Below are 16,443 nucleotides of genomic sequence, written 5' to 3' on the forward strand. Positions count from 1 at the left end.
CGTGGCGCGTAATACGTAGCGCGTGGCGGCGGCACCGGAGCCGCAGCGTCGCCCTCCCCGGCTCCGCCTCAGCCGAAGTGCTCGTGGTCGGCCAGGACGTCCGCGATCAGCCGCTGGTCGACGGCTGCCCGCTCGGCGTCGGTGTCGATGTTCTCGGACAGGGTCAGCAGGCATTTCCACAGGAGCCAGCCGCGGGCCCGCGCCCAGGTGCCCTCGTCCTGCCCGACCGCGCGGCGGAACACCTCCCGGCTCTCGCCCGAGAACATCCCCCACGCGATCACCAGGTCGCAGGCCGGGTCCCCCACGCCCGACGTGCCGAAATCGATGACGGCGGTCAGCTTGCCGTCGGCGACCAGCAGATTGCCCGAGGCGATGTCCCCGTGGAACCACACGGGCGCCCCGCGCCACTCGGCGGCGAGGGCGGCATCCCAGACGGCCGCCGCTCCGGCCGTGTCGACGCGGCCGTCGAGCGCGGCGAGGCACCGCCGGGTCTCCTCGTCGTAGTACGCCGGTGACGCTCCCCGGTACCAACTGTGCTCGCCCGCGAGCGGGCCTCCGGTGGTGTCGCAGCGCTGGAGGGCGAGGATGAACTCGGCCACGGAGAGGGCGAAGTCGGCCATGTCGTCGATGCGTCCGCGCGCGGCCGTCTCCCCGTCGAGCCAGCCGCGCACCGACCACGGGAAGGGATAGCCCTCGCCCGGGGCGCCCTCGCCCAGAATCGGCGGGACGGCGAACGGCAGGGACGGCGCGAGCCGCGGCAGCCATGCGTTCTCCTTGGCCACCGCGGGAACATAACCGGCGGCAGTGGGCAGTCTGGCCGTCAGGGCGGTTCCGAGGCGGTAGGTGCGGTTGTCCCAGCCGTCGACCTCCACCGGCCTGACGGGCAGGTCGCGCCACTGCGGGAACTGGGCGGCGACCAGGCGCTTCACCAGGGCGGCGTCGATTCCGGCGCGGCCATCAGGAGGAGTCGAAACCATGCGGGGATCATCGTCTTCGGTGATCGTGCCGCGCAACGAATTTTCCAGTTGTCGAGCGATTGGAACGACTTCAGTCAACAATGATCACCACGGGCGCGCCGCCTCGCGCGGACCCTAGGCTCTGCCCCATGGATGCCAGTTCTGCGACCAGGACGGTCTCCGTCACCCGTATGACTTCCGGGGACCACGCATGCCTCGGATTCGACGATGACGAAACCCGCTGGGAACTCCGTGCCGCGTACGCCGACATCGGCCTGTCGCGCGGCGAGCAGGTGGTGTTCTTCACCGACCGGGCCACCACACCCGCCGTCGCGGCCGAGCAGCTCAGTGCGGGCGGCTTTCCGCTGGGCCCCGCACTCATGGACGGCCGCCTCGTCGTGGTCAACGACGTCCCCGGGTACGACCCGGTCACCGGCTTCGACCCCGTCGAACGCGCCGCCACCTGGGTGGAGCTGACCGACAAGGCACGCCACGACGGCTTCTCCGGAATCCGGGCGGTCGGCGACATGGGCTGGGCCACCGAGCCGGGCGTCGACCAGGATCTCCTGGTCGAGTACGAGACCGGGCTCTCACCGCTCTTCGCGGAGATCGGGTTCACCGCCATCTGCGAGTACGACCGGCGCAAGTACGGCGGCGAACTCCTCGACCGAGTCCGCGGCGCCCATCCCAAACAGGTCCTGCGCCACCTGGGCGCCCTGGACATCACCCGGACAGGCACCGAGCTGCGGGTCGCCGGAGACGTCGACCTCGCCACGCGCGAGGAATTCGACTCGGCGCTCGCGCGCGCCCTGACCGGCCCGGACCGGCCCGGCCTGCTCGATCTCTCCGAGCTGTGCTTCATGGACGTACACGCCGCATCGACGCTGGTGCGGCTCGCGGGTGGGCTGCCCCGCGACCACCTCCTCGCGGTCCGCTCCCGGCCCGAGCAGGACAGAGTGATACGGCTCTGCGGAGCCGTCGAAGTGCCTCAACTGGTCCTGGGAGAAGGGTGATCCGCGAAGTGATCCTCAACCGCGGAATCGGCAACGACGACAACGGCGGTGATCCGGCCCCACACCGGGATCACATCGACGCCAAACTCGCCTCCACACCGGTCAGGGCGTCATCGCTTGAATTGCCGTTCACCATGGGCGACTTGGCTCGGCTGCGCCACCAGGTCACCCGCCGCGCCGAGGACGCCGGTCTCTGCGACCCCCGGCTCAGCGACTTCGTGCTCGCCGTGCACGAGGTCGCGAGCAACGCCGTCGTGCACGGCGGTGGCAAGGGCCGCATCCATCTCACGCACACGCCCGAGGGGTTGCGGTGCGTCATCGGGGACAGCGGACAGGGGCTGTCCCGGGCGCAGCCGTGCGCGTCGGCCACCCTTCCCGACGGGGACGAGGCCGAGAGCGGCAGGGGTCTGTGGCTCGCCCAGACCCTCACGGACCACTTCGACATCGCGGTCTGCCCGGCCGGGACCACGGTCACGCTGGTGGCGCTGCTCTCCTGAGCCGGGCCGCACCGCCTTCACCGCTCATGCCGACGCCCGCTCGATCAGCGCCGGACGGAACACCATCGACAGCGGCGCGTTCCCCGGCTGCTTGATCCGGCCCAGCAGCAGCCGGGCCATCTCGGCGGCCATCTCCTCGACCGGCTGGCGCACCGTCGTCAGCGCGGGCTCGCAGGCACCGGCGGCCTCGCTGTCGTCGAAGCCGACCACCGCCACGTCCCGCGGCAGCCGTCGGCCCGCCCGCAACAGGGTCTGCAGCGCGCCCTGCGCCATGAGGTCCGACGCGACGAACACACCGTCCAGGTCCGGGCGTTCGGCAAGAAGCCGCCGGGTCGCCTCGGCGCCCCCCGCCCGGGTGAAATCCGCCTCCGCCCAGGGCGCTTCGGTGATGCCGTGCGCGGCCAGCGCGTCGCGGAAGCCCTGGAGGCGTTCCTGGGCGGCCGGCATGTCCTGCGGTCCCGCGATGCTGCCGATCACACGTCGGCCCCCGGCCACCAGACGGTCGACGGCCATCCGCGCCCCCGCCCGCTGGTCCACCTCCACGTACGGCAGCGGGACCGGCTGAGCCGGGCGACCCGCGAGCACCGCGGGCAGGCCGGTCTCCGCGAGCAGCCGGGGCAGCGGATCGGAGGCGTGCGAGGAGACGAGCACCGTGCCGTCCACGTGGCCCTGGCGCAGGTACGACAGCAGTTGCCTGCGCGAGGTGTCGTCGTCCACCAGCATCAGGACCATCTGGACCCCGGCCGGGCGCAGCACGTCCAGGAGGCCGCCGACCACCCGGCCGAAGTGGGGGTCGGTGAACATCCGGCCGACGAAGGGGGCCTCGACGGGCCGACGCTCCCGCTCCGACACGACCAGGGCGATGGAGTCGGTCCGCTGGGTCACCAGGGACCGGGCGGCCTGGTTGGGGACGTAGCCGGTGGCCTCGACCGCCTCCTCCACCTTGCGGCGCAGCACCGGGTCGACGGTGGGCGCGCCGTTCACGACCCGGGAGGCGGTGGCGCGCGACACCCCGGCGGTCCGGGCCACGTCCTCCAGGGTCACGGGGCGGGCTGGGCGCAGGGCGTCGGCAGTCACGGGGCCTTTATAGCAACCGGGGCGGGCGTGCGTTCGGCGCACCTTTCTGATGCAACGTCACCTCGCGTCTCCACGGCGGCTGTTGTACGGCACGTCGCACCGTCGGACATATCGCTCAGGCGCGAGCGATCGGTTTCAACTTGCCCAGACAGGTACCTAGTTGACTTCTTCCCGCCCAGTCAGTGCGACATCGTGCGCACCCCCTTGACGCGCCTTGTCCCAGACACAACTATCCAACGCGAGAGAGCGCTCTCTCAGCGATCACCGTTCAGGTCCTGAACGTAAGTCCGGCACGTGAACCGAACGCATGCGGCACCGCTCCGCCCCAACCACTCCTGGCGGCGCTGCCCCGCCACTCCAGGCGGCGCTGCTCCCCCGCTCCGGGCGGTGCTGCCCCCCACCACCAGCACTTCAGCGCACCCGTCGCCCAGCGAACAGAAGGACTTGCCATGTCTGAGCACCAGCCTGTGCCCGCCGCGAGATCCACCCTCTCCCGCCGCTCCGCCCTGGCCGCCGCGCTGGCGGTCCCGGCCACCGGCCTGCTCGCCTCCCAGGCGGTCGCCGCTCCCGACGCGTCCTCGGAGCAGTCCGCCGCCGCCCGCCGACCACGGCCCGCGAACGCCCTCGCCCCCGACTTCGGCCCGAACGTCATCGTCTTCGACCCGTCCACCGGCGGCATCCAGGCCAAACTGGACGAGATCTTCAGGAAGCAGGAGTCCGCGCAGTTCGGCACGGCCCGCTACGCCCTGCTGTTCAAGCCCGGCCATTACAGCGGCCTCAACGCCCAGATCGGTTTCTACACCTCGATCATGGGCCTGGGCCTCTCCCCCGACGACACTCACTTCAACGGTGACGTCACGGTCGACGCGGGCTGGTTCAACGGAAACGCCACGCAGAACTTCTGGCGTTCGGCCGAGAACCTCTCCCTCTCCCCGGTCAGCGGCGCCAACCGCTGGGCGGTCTCTCAGGCCGCCCCGTTCCGCCGCATGCACATCCGCGGCGACCTGAACCTCGCCCCCAACGGTTACGGCTGGGCCAGCGGCGGATACATCGCCGACAGCCGCATCGACGGCACCGTCCAGCCGTACTCCCAGCAGCAGTGGTACACCCGTGACAGCTCGATCGGCGGCTGGCTGAACGCGGTGTGGAACATGGTGTTCTCCGGGGTGGAGGGCGCGCCCGGCGACTCCTTCCCCAACCCGCCCTACACCACCCTGAACAACACCCCGTACTCCCGGGAGAAGCCCTTCCTCTACCTGGACGGCACGGAGTACAAGGTCTTCCTGCCCGCCCTGCGCACCAACGCCCGCGGCACCAGCTGGGGCCACGGCACCCCGCAGGGGCAGGCGCTCTCCCTCTCCGCCTTCTACCTCGCCAAGCCGGGCGACAGCGCGGCCACCCTCAACGCCGCCCTCGCCCAGGGGCTGCACCTCCTGCTCACCCCCGGCATCTACCACCTCGACCGGCCGATCGAGGTCAAGAGGGCCGACGCCGTCGTCCTCGGCATCGGCTACGCCACCCTCATCCCGGACAACGGAGTCACCGCGGTGAAGACCGCCGACGTCGACGGCGTGCGGCTCGCCGGGTTCCTGGTCGACGCCGGGACGCGGAACTCCCGCACGCTCGTCGAGGTCGGCCCCTCGGGCGCGAGCGCCTCGCACGTCGGCAATCCGACCACCGTCCAGGACGTGTTCATCCGCATCGGCGGCGCGGGCGCGGGCAAGGCCACCACGAGCATGGTGGTCAACAGCCGCCACACCATCGTCGACCACACCTGGGTCTGGCGCGCCGACCACGGCGACGGCGTCGGCTGGGAGACCAACCGGGCCGACTACGGCGTCGTCGTCAACGGCGCGGACGTGCTGGCGACCGGCCTGTTCGTGGAGCACTTCAACAAGTACGACGTGCAGTGGAACGGCGAGCGCGGGCGCACGATCTTCTACCAGAACGAGAAGGCGTACGACGCCCCCAACCAGGCCGCGATCCAGAACGGCAGCCTCAGGGGCTACGCCTCGTACAAGGTCGCCGACTCCGTCAACACCCATGAGGGGTGGGGGCTCGGCAGCTACTGCTACTACAACGTCGACCCGACCATCGTGCAGGAACACGGCTTCGCGGCGCCGAACAAACCGGGCGTGAAATTCCACCACCTGCTCGTCGTCTCGCTCGGCGGCAAGGGCCAGTACGCACACGTCATCAACGCGACCGGCGCTCCCACATCGGGCTCCGGCACGGTGCCGTCCACGGTCGTCTCCTTCCCCTGAACCACCGGACAGCCCGGGCCAGTCACTCACCCACCCGCGAGGAGAGCAGCATGCGCTCCAGCACCCCCCGAAGAACCGGCACCCCCCGAAGAACCCGCGTCTCCCGAATATCCGGCGTCCCCCGGAGAAGGAGACTCACCCCGGTCGTCGCGCTGGCGACGGCCTGTGTCCTGACCCTGATGGCCGGTTCGGCCTCCGCCGCTCCGGCCGACCCTCCCGGCGCGGTCGCCGCAGCGGCCTGGGACACCGACCGCGCCGCCGAGGCGTACACCGCGAACCCGTCCTCCGTGACCGCGTCCGGCAACGAGGCGGGCACCGCCGGCCCTGGCGCCGCCTTCGACGGCAACGCCTCGACCCGCTGGTCCAGCCAGTTCACCGACGACGCGTGGATACGCATCGACCTCGGCGCCACCCTTCGCGTCGACCGCGTCGTACTGGACTGGGAGGCCGCGTACGGCAAGAAGTACGCCCTGGAGGTGTCCAAGAACGGCTCCGACTGGACCCCCTTCTACACCGAGACGGCGGGCACCGGAGGCTCCGTCACCGCCCACACCTACCCCCAGGAGGTGACGGGCCGCTACGTCAGGATGCGCGGCGTCGAGCGTGCCACGCCCTACGGCTACTCGCTGCACGCCTTCAAGGTCTACGGCGGTGAACCCGCCCCGGCCTCGACGACCCGCGCCAACCTGGCCCTGAACCACCCCGCCTACACCAACCGGTATCAGCACGCGGGCAATTCACCGTCCTACGCGACCGACGGCGGCTGGCCCAGGGACCTCAAGGCCGATCAGACCCGTTGGTCGAGCGACTGGAACGCCAATCGCTGGATCTCGGTCGACCTGGGGGCACGCTCCACCATCGACACCGTGGACCTGTACTGGGAGGCGGCTTACGCGGTCGACTACGAACTCCAGGTCTCCGACGACAACCAGAACTGGCGCACGGTCCACAAACCCTCCGCCGCGGAGGTCGCCGCGCGCCGGGCGGACGTCAAGTCTCCCGCCGACGCGGTGGGCCGGCACGACAGCGTGCGGCTCTCACAGCCCGCGGCCGGCCGCTACGTACGGATGCTGGGGAAGGAGCGCCGGTCCTTCCACAACCCGGCCCCGGCCACCGCTCAATTCGGCTACTCCCTGTACGAGTTCCAGGTGTGGGGAACGGGCGGCAGCGCGTCCGCCGCGTATCCGGCGCTGCCGGGCGACCAGTCGGGGGCGTACAGGACGACGTTCTTCGACGACTTCACGACCGGGAGCCTGGACCGCTCCAAGTGGCGTGTCGTCAGGACGGGCCAGGAGATGGGGCCGGTCAACGGCGAGTCGCAGGCGTACGTCGACTCGACGGACAACATCCGTACGGAGAACGGCAGTCTGGTCCTCGAGGCCGACTACTGCGACAACTGCACCACCGCGGGTGGTGGTACCTACGACTTCACCTCGGGCCGCGTCGACACCAACACCAAGTTCGACTTCACGTACGGCAAGGTCAGCGCGCGCATGAAACTGCCGGTCGGCGACGGGTTCTGGCCCGCCTTCTGGATGCTGGGCAGTGACGTGGACGACCCGAACGTCTCGTGGCCCGCTTCCGGCGAGACCGACATCATGGAGAACATCGGCTACGCGGACTGGACGAGTTCCGCCCTGCACGGCCCCGGTTATTCGGCGGACGGCAACATCGGCGCCCGCCAGACCTATCCGGACGGCGGCAGGGCCGACCAGTGGCACACGTACGCGGTGGAGTGGACACCGACGGCCATGCGCTTCTACGTCGATGACCGTCTCGTCCAGGAGACGACGCGCAACAAACTGGAGTCCACCCGCGGCGAGTGGGTCTTCGACCACGACCAGTACGTCATCCTCAACCTCGCCCTCGGCGGCGCCTACCCGGCCGGCTGGAACAAAGTCACCCAGCCGTACTGGGGTCTGCCCCAGTCCAGCGTCGACAAGATCGCGCGGGGCGGGGTCAGAGCGGAGGTCGACTGGGTGCGGGTGGAGCAGAAGGGGTGAGGCGGATCCCCGAGGCACAACGGTTCACACCAACTCCGCACTTGTGTGCGGACGGTGAAGGTAAGGCGGAGTAATGTCGTGACCGTGCGATAGGAGCGGCTGATTGACGGCGGCCGCCGCGCACTGGGTGGCGACGGCCGCTCGGGGCGCGAGGAACGAGGCTCCCCCTCGTCGCTTCCTCGCGCGGTGCCCTCCATGGGTGGGATGCGGGATGTCCCACCACGAAGGGCTCTGGCAGGAGCCGCGTCGTCGGTGATGCGGCTCCTGCTGGCCCGCAGGCATGTCCGGTCGGCGTCGAGCAGAAGGGTGCAGGACGGTCACCGGTGCGACCACACAGCTGCGTCCTCACTCCTCAGCCGAGGATAAGACTTCCGCTCGCGTGATCGGAACAGGCATCGGGCAGTAGGTCAGCTGTCTTCCTTGATCGGTTCAAGAATCGCCACGCACTCCACATGATGCGTCATCGGGAACAGATCGAACGCCCGCAGCGTCCGCACCCGGTAGCCGCCCTCGCGGAAGTACCCCAGGTCACGTGCCAGTGCGGCCGGGTCGCAGGCCACGTACGCGATTCTGCGTGCTCCCAGGCCCGTCAAGTGCTTCACCGTCTGCTTGCCCGCGCCCGCGCGCGGCGGGTCGAGGACGATCAGGTCGACCTCCGTGATGCCGGTGCGCGGCAGAGTCGCCTCGACCTTGCCCTGTTCGATGCGGACGCGGTCGAAGGCGGCGAGGTTGTGGCGGGCGTCCTCGACGGCTCGCTTGCCGGATTCGATGCCGAGGACCGCGCCCTTCTCGCCGACCCGGTCGGCGATCGCGCCGGCGAACAGGCCCACTCCGCAGTAGAGGTCCAGGGCCGTGTCGCCCTTGCGCGGGGTCAGGCCCTGCATGACGGCCAGCATGAGCGTCTCCGCGGCCTTCGGGTGGACCTGCCAGAAGCCGCCGTTGCCGACGCGGTACGTGCGGCCGTCGGCGCGCTCGCGGACGAAGGGGCGGCCGTGGACGCGGTGGACGCCGCCGTCCTGTTCGGCGATGCGGAGGACTGACACCGGCTTGTCCAGCTCGACGAGGGGCAGGCGCGCGCCCGGCTTCGGTTCCAGGATGACCTGGCGGTCCTGGGAGCCCGTGGCCGCGATCGCCTCGACCGATTCCATGCCGGACCAGTCGTGCTTCTCGATGCCCAGCTCGGAGACCCCGGGAGCGGCGATCATGCAGTGCTCGATGGGCTCCACCTCGTGCGAGCGGTGGCGGCGCAGGCCCGCGTTGCCGTCGGGGTCGACCGCGTACTGGACGCGCGTGCGCCAGGAGGGGACCTCGCCCGGGGGCAGCTTGTCGCCCTCCGCCGGGACGACCGTGCCGTCCCAGCCGGCCTCCTCGGGGGTGAGCCCCGCGAGGCGCTGCAGCTGCTCGGTGATGACCTCGCCCTTGAGGCGGCGCTGCGCGCCCGGCTTCGCGTGCTGCCAGTCGCAGCCGCCGCAGCGGCCGGGGCCCGCGTACGGGCAGGGAGCCTCGACTCGGTCCTTGGAGGGGTCGAGGACCGTCACCGCGTCCGCGCGCAGGAAGCGGCTCTCCTCGTCGCCGTCGGTCACGCGCGCGATGACCTTCTCGCCAGGGAGCGTGTGGCGGACGAAGAGGACGCGGCCCTCCGCCGTGCGGGCTACGCAGTGGCCCCCGTGCGCGACGGGGCCCACCTCGACCTCGTACTCCTGCCCGACGAGGGAGGCTGCCTGCGAGCCCTCCGAGCGCGAGCCCTCCTCCGAGTTCCCCGCCTGCGATTTCTTCGGTTCTGCCTGCATGGCGGGGTGACTCCACTACGTAAGGGGGGATCGGCCGAAAGGAAACGGCCGGACAACAGCCCACCAGTCTACTTGGGTGTTGTCCGGCCGCTCACCAGAAGCAGGGCTCAGGCCTTGTTGCTCGGCTCCTTGGGGCGCTTCTCCACCGGCCCCCGCCGCACCGCGCCCGGCGCGTTCCACTCCGACCGCTTCCGGGCCCGCTTCTTCGCGGCCTCGGAGGAGTCGAGCTGGTAGGGAACGGACGTCACCATGACGCCCGGGGTGAAGAGCAGCCGTCCCTTGAGCCTGAGCGCGCTCTGGTTGTGCAGCAGATGCTCGTACCAGTGGCCCACCACGTACTCCGGGATGATCACGCTGACCACGTCGCGCGGGCTCTCCCGGCGCAGGTTCTTCACGTACTCGATGATCGGCCGGGTGATCTCGCGGTAGGGCGAGTCGAGGACCTTCAGCGGCACGGTGATGCCGCGTCGCTCCCACTCCTCCTTGAGCACCTTGGTCTCCGCCGGGTCGACGTTGATGCTGAGCGCTTCGAGGTTGTGCGAGCGCATCAGCTTGGCGTAGGCCAGGGCGCGCAGCGTCGGGCGGTGGATCTTGGAGACCAGGACGATGGAGTGCACGCGCGAGGGGCGCACGCTGTCGTCGGACGGGGTGTCCGGGGCGGCGATCTCCTCGGCGACCCGGTCGTAGTGACGGCGGATCGCGGACATCGTCGCGTAGAAGATCACCATGCCGAGCAGCGCGACCCAGGCGCCGTGCGTGAACTTCGTGACGAGTACGACGACCAGGACCATGCCCGTGAAGAAGGCGCCGAAGGTGTTGATCGCCCGCGAGCGGATCATGTGGCGCCGCTTGGCCTGGTCCCTCTCCTTGCGCAGATGGCGGTTCCAGTGCCGGACCATGCCGATCTGGCTGAGCGTGAAGGAGACGAAGACGCCGACGATGTAGAGCTGGATCAGGCGGGTCGAGTCCGCGCCGTAGATGACGACGAGGAGCGCCGCGGCGCCCGCGAGCAGCACGATGCCGTTGGAGAACGCGAGCCGGTCTCCGCGGGTGTGCAGCTGACGCGGCAGGTAGCGGTCCTGCGCGAGGATCGAGCCCAGCAGCGGGAAGCCGTTGTAGGCCGTGTTGGCGGCGAGGAAGAGGACAAGGGCGGTGGCGGCGGCGAGGATCATGAAGAGGAAGCTGCCGTGGCCGAAGACCGCCTCGGCGACCTGGGAGATCACCGGGTTCTGGACGTAGTCGGCGCCGACCGGCACCCCGTTGTGGAAGAGGTCCTTGCCCGGATACTCGGCCATGCGGACCTTGGTCGTCATGGCGAGCGCGATGATGCCGCAGAACATGGTGACGGCGAGGGCGCCCATCAGCGCCAGGGTGCTCGCGGCGTTCTTGCTCTTGGGCTTGCGGAAGGCCGGGACGCCGTTGCTGATCGCCTCGACGCCGGTGAGCGCGGCACAGCCGGAGGAGAAGGCCCGCAGGAGGAGGAAGACAAGCGCGAAGCCCGCCAGGCCCCCGTGCTCGGGCTTGATCTCGTAATCCGCGGTGGGCGCCTTCATCGACTCGTCGAGGACGATGCCGCGGAAGGCACCCCACGCGATCATGATGAAGACGCCGGCCACGAAGACGTACGTCGGGATGGCGAAGAGCTTCCCGGACTCCTTCACGCCGCGCAGGTTCATCACCGTGAGGAGCACGATGACGGCGACGGCGCAGAGCACCTTGTGCTCGACGACGAACGGCACCGCCGAGCCGAGGTTCTCGATGCCCGATGAGATCGACACGGCGACGGTCAGGACGTAGTCGACGAGCAGGGCGCTCGCGACGGTGAGTCCGGCTTTGGGGCCGAGGTTGGTGTTGGCGACCTCGTAGTCGCCACCACCACTCGGGTAGGCGTGCACGTTCTGCCGGTACGACGCGACGACGGTGAACATCAGCACGACGACCGCGACAGCGATCCAGGGGCTGAAGTGGTACGCCGACACACCCGCGATCGAGAGGACTAGGAGCACTTCCCCCGGCGCGTAGGCCACGGAGGAGAGCGGGTCGGACGCGAACACGGGTAGAGCGATGCGCTTCGGCAGGAGGGTTTCTCCGAGCCGGTCGCTGCGCAGTGCGCGCCCGATGAGGATCCGTTTGGGCACGTCGGTCAGTTTGGACACGCAGAGGATCGTAAGCGTTCGAATGGGGGCCCGCCCACCCACCACCCCCTAACCGCGCCGGTTAGCCACGACGCGCCGCCGGCGGCTCCGCCCAATGCCCGGAAAGCGGACGCCCGTCGGTGGCCTGCGGTGCCTCTGGCACCCCCCGCGCCCCGTACCGCTCGGCCGTCCGCTGCTCGGCGCGGCGGATCGCTCGGGACGGCCACCAGGTGGCACGCCCGAGGAGCAGCAGCGCCGCGGGCAGGATCATGATGCGGATCACGAACGCGTCGAGCAGGACGGCCACCGCGAGGACGAAGCCCATCTGCTTCATCTCCAGGATGTGCAGCATCACGAAGCTCGCGAAGACGGTGACCATGACGATCGCGGCACTGGTGACGACCTTGGCCGACGAGCCGATGCCCTCAATGACGGCCTGCCGGGTGGGTACCCCGTTCAGCGCGGCCTCCCGGATCCGGCTGACCACGAACACCTGGTAGTCCATCGAGAGCCCGAAGAGGATCACGAAGAGGAAGAGCGGCACCCGCGAGGAGATCCCGCCGAGCGAGACGAACGAGAGCAGTTCCTCGGCCCACTTGCCCTGGAAGACCAGGACGAGCAGTCCGAGCGCGGACACGGCGGAGAGCAGGTTGAGCACGATGCCGAGGAGTCCGAGGACGACCGAGCGGAACGCGAAGACCGTCATGGCGAAGGTCATCAGGAGCAGGAAGCCGAGGACGAGCGGCAGCTTCTCGTTCTGGTGCTCCACGTAGTCCGTGCCGCGCGGCACCTCGCCGGTGACGGCCGTCTCGACGCCGGGCAGCTTGCCGACCGTCGCGGGGAGATGGTCCTCGCGCAGGTGGTCGAGGGTGGCGACGGCCTTGTCGGAGTACGTGGCGTGCGGGGCGTTGAGCTCCAGCGTGGTGGTCCTGCGGTCCTCTGAGGAGCGCAGGAGCGGCACATCGGAGGGGTGCGAGAACAGCGGGTCGGCCTGCGCCCTGCGGTCCAGCGCGGTCAGGGCGTCGCGCACCTCTGTGGCCTGCGACGCCTTGGCCCGCACCACGACCTGGTGCCGGATGCGCTGCTCGGGGAAGGCGTCGAGCAGCCGGTCGTACCCCTGCATGGCAGGGATGTCGCGCGAGAAACTGTCGCGCGCCGGGTCCTTGAGGTTCATGTCCAGGGCGGGCAGCGCCAGGCCGAGCAGGACGAGGACGGAGAGGCCCAGGGTGAGCGCGGGCCTCTTGCGGGCCGGGGTCAGCAGCGCGTTCCAGGCACGTCCGGGCTTCTTCTCGCCGTACGTCCGCACCGGCTTGCCCTGCGCCTGCCGCTTCAGCGCCCGGCGTTCCGCGCGCTTGCCGAGCTTGACCAGCAGCGCGGGAAGCACGGTCACCGAACTGATCACGGCGACGCCCACGACCAGGATGGTGCCGGTGGCGAGGGAGTCGAAGATGACGTCGCCCGCGAGGTAGAGGGCGGCGGTGGAGACGATCACCGCGAGTCCGGAGACCACGATCGCGCGGCCCGCCGTCGCGGCGGCGGCCTCGACGAGCGCTTCCGAAGTGAGGCGCCCGCCCGCGCGGGCCCGTTCCTCGCGTTCGCGCTTGAGGTAGAAGAGCGTGTAGTCGACGCCGACCGCCATGCCGATGAGCAGGATCATGCTCATCCCGACGCCGGTGTCGGGCAGCAGGTGCGAGGCCAGCATCGTGAGCCCCATGGTCGCCATGATCGAGGTGATGGCGAGGAGCAGCGGTACGCCGACCATGACCACGGAGCCGAAGACCAAGGCGAGCGTGATCAGCGTGATGGGGAGCGTGATCGTCTCGGAGAAGGCGAGGTCCTCGCCCCGTTGGTCGTTCACGCCCTTGCTGACGGAGGCGGCGCCGGTCTCCTCGATCACCAGGTCCGGGTGGGCCTTCTTGACCTGCTCGGTCTGGGCCTGGAGCGGGATGACGTTCTTCTTGCCGTCCTGCTCCGGCCCGTTCAGCTCCACCTGGACCCGCAGGGTGCGTCCGTCCTCGGAGCGGACCGGGGCCGCGACCGACGCGACCTCCGGCAGCGACTTCATCCGGGCGGTGATGTCCTTGACGGCGGCGCCGGCTGCCGCCTGGTCGAGGGGTCCCGACTCGGCGCGGATCAACACCTGCTCCGTGGGCCGCATCTGGACGCCGCCCTCGGTGGCGAGCGCCTCGGCGCGCCCCGCCTCCCCCACGCGGTAGTCCTCACTGCTCGCGCTGTTCATGCCTGCGGCGATACCGCCTCCCAGGCAGAGCACCACGAACACCAGCCAGCCGATGATCGCGCGCCCCGGATGCAGCGCGCTCCACCGCGCCACGCCCACCGTGACCGATCGCTTTCTCATGACCATCCCCGCCCCTTCACGAGCCGAGCCCAGGCTCCGCACTGTCCTTCATGTGTAAGTGGAGACTGACAGGTGAAGGAACGAGCCGTCAACCGTAATCGGAGACTGCGGAGACTGCGGAGACGAAGATTGACAGTGGTTCCCGTCATGCGTAAGTCTTGGCTGACAGGATTCGGGACCAGCGAGAAGACAGCGAGAAGGCGGCCATGGACAGCGAGGAGCTGCTCGTCTTCCTCTCCGCTGTCGGCCACACCCAGCGGATCCGGATCATCACCGAGCTCGCCCCGGGACAGCTGTACGTCAGCGAACTGGCGCGGCGGCTCGGTGTCTCGCGGCCCCTGCTCTACATGCACCTCGAACGTCTGGAGAAGGCCGGTCTCGTCGTCGGCCGCCTGGAGCTCTCCGACGACGGCAAGGCGCTCAAGTACTTCGAACTGGCGCCGTTCGACGTGCGCCTGAACGTGGACACGATCCTTGCGGCCGTCCGGGAGGACGCGTCCGACGAGGCAGGACAGCACTCACCTGAGGGGTCTTAATGGACGACGTGATCATCCCGGTCGCCTTTTTCCTGATACTCGCCGGCGCGGTCGTGTCGGTCGCCTACTTCCAGTCGCAGCGCAACCGCGAGCGCGACCGCCAGTGGGCCGAGGCGATGGAGCAGTACCGCGAGGTCGTCGAACGCGCCAGGTCCGAGCAGGAAGCGGCGCGGCTGCAGATCGTCGAGCTCAGCTACCGGCTCAAGAACGTCGAGGGCCTGCTGCGCAGCGTGGACTGAGACCCGCGCGCACCGGCAGGTGCACGGGGGTGCCCTCCGCGGACCGTGCGTGTGTAGCTTGGGCGTCGGTCTGAGACGCTTTTACCGTTCAGCCTGAGCAAAACGTATTGACACAGCCGGAAGGACGGGCGTGCACATCGTCATCATGGGCTGCGGGAGAGTCGGATCGGCTCTCGCGCAAACCCTGGAACAACAGGGGCACACGGTCGCCGTGATCGACCAGGACCCCACCGCCTTCCGCCGTCTGGGCTCCGGCTTCGGCGGCCGTCGCGTCACCGGCATCGGCTTCGACCAGGACACCCTGCGCGAGGCCGGCGTCGAGGAGGCGGGCGCCTTCGCCGCGGTCAGCAGCGGCGACAACTCGAACATCATCGCCGCCCGCGTGGCCCGCGAGATGTTCGGCATCGAGAACGTCGCGGCCCGCATCTACGACCCGCGCCGCGCGGAGGTCTACCAACGCCTCGGCATCCCCACCGTCGCCACGGTCCGCTGGACCGCCGACCAGATGCTGCGCAGGCTGCTGCCCTCCGGGGCCGAGCCCCTGTGGCGTGACCCCACCGGCGGCGTACAGCTCGCCGAGGTGCACGCGTCCGAGTCCTGGATCGGCCACAAGATCAGTCAGCTCCAGGAGGAGACCGGCGTACGCGTGGCCTTCCTCACCCGGCTGGGCGAGGCGGTCCTGCCGACCTCCCAGACGGTGCTCCAGGAGGGCGACCTGGTGCACGTGATGATGCGCACCGACGAGGTCGAGAAGGTCGAAGCGGCGTTCGCCGAAGGCCCCGAGGAAGGCGGTCACTGATGAGGGTCGCCATTGCCGGAGCAGGCGCGGTCGGACGTTCGATCGCCGGTGAGCTCCTGGAGAACGGGCACGAGATTCTGCTCATCGACAAGGCGCCGACCGCCATCTCGGTCGAGCGCGTCCCGCAGGCCGAGTGGCTGCTCGCCGACGCCTGCGAGATCACTTCGCTCGACGAGGCGGCGCTCCAGCGCTGCAACGTGGTGATCGCCGCGACCGGCGACGACAAGGTCAACCTCGTCGTCTCGCTGCTCGCGAAGACCGAGTACGGCGTCCCGCGGGTCGTCGCCCGCGTGAACAACCCCAAGAACGAATGGCTCTTCAACGAGTCCTGGGGCGTCGATGTCGCGGTCTCGACTCCGCGTCTGATGTCCGCGCTCGTCGAGGAGGCCGTCAGCGTCGGTGATCTCGTCCGGCTTCTCCGCTTCAGCCACGGCGACGCGAACCTCGTCGAGCTGACCCTGCCGCCCGAGTCGGCGCTCGCGGGCACGACGGTCGGCGACGTCCAGTGGCCCGAGGACACCTCGCTGGTGACGATCATCCGCGGCACGCGGGTGCTGGCGCCGACGCCCGACGATTCCCTGGAGGCGGGTGACGAGCTTCTCTTCGTGGCGGCGCAGGCGCGCGAGGAGCAGCTGGAGGATCTGCTGTCGGTACGCAGGGAGGAGACGGCGAGCTAGCTCTGCGCTTCTATGTGGATGGGGGTGCCCGGAAAATTCCGGGCACCCCCATCTGTTTCACCTGCGGGCGCGTCTTTCACCTGCGGGCGCGTCGTGGC

The 16,443-nt window shown here is 69.8% G+C and carries 13 protein-coding genes; 8 read left to right on the plus strand and 5 right to left on the minus strand.

What is annotated here, in order from left to right; translation table 11 throughout:
• Nucleotides 1-68: 68 nt before the first annotated feature.
• Entirely contained in the window at nucleotides 69-977 is a 909-nt protein-coding gene (locus tag AB0I94_RS15265; RefSeq protein ID WP_363310033.1) for an aminoglycoside phosphotransferase family protein, read from the minus strand.
• A gap of 128 nt (nucleotides 978-1,105) precedes the next feature.
• On the opposite strand from AB0I94_RS15265, the gene AB0I94_RS15270 reads away from it, so the two are divergent.
• Together AB0I94_RS15270 and AB0I94_RS15275 are read left to right on the plus strand one after the other, a co-directional pair.
• Complete coding sequence (locus AB0I94_RS15270; protein ID WP_363310034.1) at nucleotides 1,106-1,969, plus strand: MEDS domain-containing protein; 864 nt, start codon at nucleotides 1,106-1,108, stop codon at nucleotides 1,967-1,969.
• Nucleotides 1,966-2,466, plus strand: a complete 501-nt coding sequence (locus AB0I94_RS15275) for an ATP-binding protein (protein ID WP_363310036.1) — start codon at nucleotides 1,966-1,968, stop codon at nucleotides 2,464-2,466. Before AB0I94_RS15270 ends, AB0I94_RS15275 begins: the two co-directional genes overlap by 4 nt.
• 24 nt (nucleotides 2,467-2,490) lie before the next feature.
• On the opposite strand, the gene AB0I94_RS15280 is transcribed toward AB0I94_RS15275, so the two are convergent.
• A complete protein-coding gene (locus AB0I94_RS15280; RefSeq protein ID WP_363310037.1) occupies nucleotides 2,491-3,543 on the minus strand; it encodes a LacI family DNA-binding transcriptional regulator in 1,053 nt (350 codons plus the stop codon).
• 449 nt (nucleotides 3,544-3,992) lie between these two features.
• On the opposite strand from AB0I94_RS15280, the gene AB0I94_RS15285 reads away from it, so the two are divergent.
• Together AB0I94_RS15285 and AB0I94_RS15290 are read left to right on the plus strand one after the other, a co-directional pair.
• Nucleotides 3,993-5,807: a coagulation factor 5/8 type domain-containing protein gene (locus AB0I94_RS15285; protein ID WP_363310038.1), complete on the plus strand. Its 1,815-nt coding sequence runs from the start codon at nucleotides 3,993-3,995 to the stop codon at nucleotides 5,805-5,807.
• Between the two features lie 179 nt (nucleotides 5,808-5,986).
• On the plus strand, nucleotides 5,987-7,810 hold the full coding sequence (locus AB0I94_RS15290) for a discoidin domain-containing protein (protein WP_363310146.1): 1,824 nt from the start codon (nucleotides 5,987-5,989) through the stop codon (nucleotides 7,808-7,810).
• Nucleotides 7,811-8,217: 407 nt separating this feature from the next.
• Here AB0I94_RS15290 and AB0I94_RS15295 read toward each other — a convergent pair whose 3' ends face one another.
• The 3 genes from AB0I94_RS15295 to AB0I94_RS15305 all read right to left on the minus strand — a co-directional run bounded on the left by AB0I94_RS15295 (nucleotide 8,218) and on the right by AB0I94_RS15305 (nucleotide 14,094).
• Nucleotides 8,218-9,600 (minus strand): class I SAM-dependent RNA methyltransferase, encoded by a 1,383-nt coding sequence (locus tag AB0I94_RS15295; RefSeq protein WP_363310039.1) that lies wholly within the window; start codon nucleotides 9,598-9,600, stop codon nucleotides 8,218-8,220.
• A 107-nt stretch (nucleotides 9,601-9,707) separates the two neighbouring features.
• On the minus strand, nucleotides 9,708-11,756 hold the full coding sequence (locus AB0I94_RS15300) for an APC family permease (RefSeq protein ID WP_363310040.1): 2,049 nt from the start codon (nucleotides 11,754-11,756) through the stop codon (nucleotides 9,708-9,710).
• Nucleotides 11,757-11,817: 61 nt separating this feature from the next.
• Nucleotides 11,818-14,094, minus strand: coding sequence for an MMPL family transporter (locus AB0I94_RS15305; RefSeq protein ID WP_363310041.1), 2,277 nt, complete (start codon nucleotides 14,092-14,094; stop codon nucleotides 11,818-11,820).
• Between the two features lie 206 nt (nucleotides 14,095-14,300).
• Between AB0I94_RS15305 and AB0I94_RS15310 the strand changes: the two genes are divergently transcribed.
• The 4 genes from AB0I94_RS15310 (at nucleotide 14,301) to AB0I94_RS15325 (ending at nucleotide 16,345) form a co-directional block, all read left to right on the plus strand.
• The gene (locus AB0I94_RS15310) at nucleotides 14,301-14,630 is read left to right on the plus strand and encodes a winged helix-turn-helix domain-containing protein (protein WP_363310042.1); all 330 of its coding nucleotides are present in this window, start codon (nucleotides 14,301-14,303) and stop codon (nucleotides 14,628-14,630) included.
• Nucleotides 14,630-14,869 (plus strand): hypothetical protein, encoded by a 240-nt coding sequence (locus AB0I94_RS15315; protein WP_190082440.1) that lies wholly within the window; start codon nucleotides 14,630-14,632, stop codon nucleotides 14,867-14,869. The genes AB0I94_RS15310 and AB0I94_RS15315 overlap by 1 nt, the downstream gene beginning before the upstream one ends.
• Nucleotides 14,870-14,999: 130 nt before the next feature.
• Entirely contained in the window at nucleotides 15,000-15,668 is a 669-nt protein-coding gene (locus AB0I94_RS15320) for a TrkA family potassium uptake protein (RefSeq protein WP_363310043.1), read from the plus strand.
• A complete protein-coding gene (locus AB0I94_RS15325; RefSeq protein ID WP_363310044.1) occupies nucleotides 15,668-16,345 on the plus strand; it encodes a TrkA family potassium uptake protein in 678 nt (225 codons plus the stop codon). The genes AB0I94_RS15320 and AB0I94_RS15325 overlap by 1 nt, the downstream gene beginning before the upstream one ends.
• The last annotated feature ends 98 nt before the right edge of the window (nucleotides 16,346-16,443 follow it).

Source organism: Streptomyces sp. NPDC050147 (assembly GCF_040660195.1).
In the GTDB taxonomy this organism is placed as follows: domain Bacteria; phylum Actinomycetota; class Actinomycetes; order Streptomycetales; family Streptomycetaceae; genus Streptomyces.

Excerpts from the sequence above, each read along its gene's own strand:
- AB0I94_RS15265 (WP_363310033.1), bottom strand. The coding sequence starts at position 977 with ATGGTTTCGACTCCTCCTGATGGCCGCGCCGGAATCGACGCCGCCCTG.
- AB0I94_RS15270 (WP_363310034.1), top strand. The coding sequence starts at position 1,106 with ATGGATGCCAGTTCTGCGACCAGGACGGTCTCCGTCACCCGTATGACT.
- AB0I94_RS15285 (WP_363310038.1), top strand. The coding sequence starts at position 3,993 with ATGTCTGAGCACCAGCCTGTGCCCGCCGCGAGATCCACCCTCTCCCGC.
- AB0I94_RS15290 (WP_363310146.1), top strand. The coding sequence starts at position 5,987 with ATGGCCGGTTCGGCCTCCGCCGCTCCGGCCGACCCTCCCGGCGCGGTC.
- AB0I94_RS15295 (WP_363310039.1), bottom strand. The coding sequence starts at position 9,600 with ATGCAGGCAGAACCGAAGAAATCGCAGGCGGGGAACTCGGAGGAGGGC.
- AB0I94_RS15305 (WP_363310041.1), bottom strand. The coding sequence starts at position 14,094 with ATGAGAAAGCGATCGGTCACGGTGGGCGTGGCGCGGTGGAGCGCGCTG.
- AB0I94_RS15310 (WP_363310042.1), top strand. The coding sequence starts at position 14,301 with ATGGACAGCGAGGAGCTGCTCGTCTTCCTCTCCGCTGTCGGCCACACC.
- AB0I94_RS15315 (WP_190082440.1), top strand. The coding sequence starts at position 14,630 with ATGGACGACGTGATCATCCCGGTCGCCTTTTTCCTGATACTCGCCGGC.
- AB0I94_RS15325 (WP_363310044.1), top strand. The coding sequence starts at position 15,668 with ATGAGGGTCGCCATTGCCGGAGCAGGCGCGGTCGGACGTTCGATCGCC.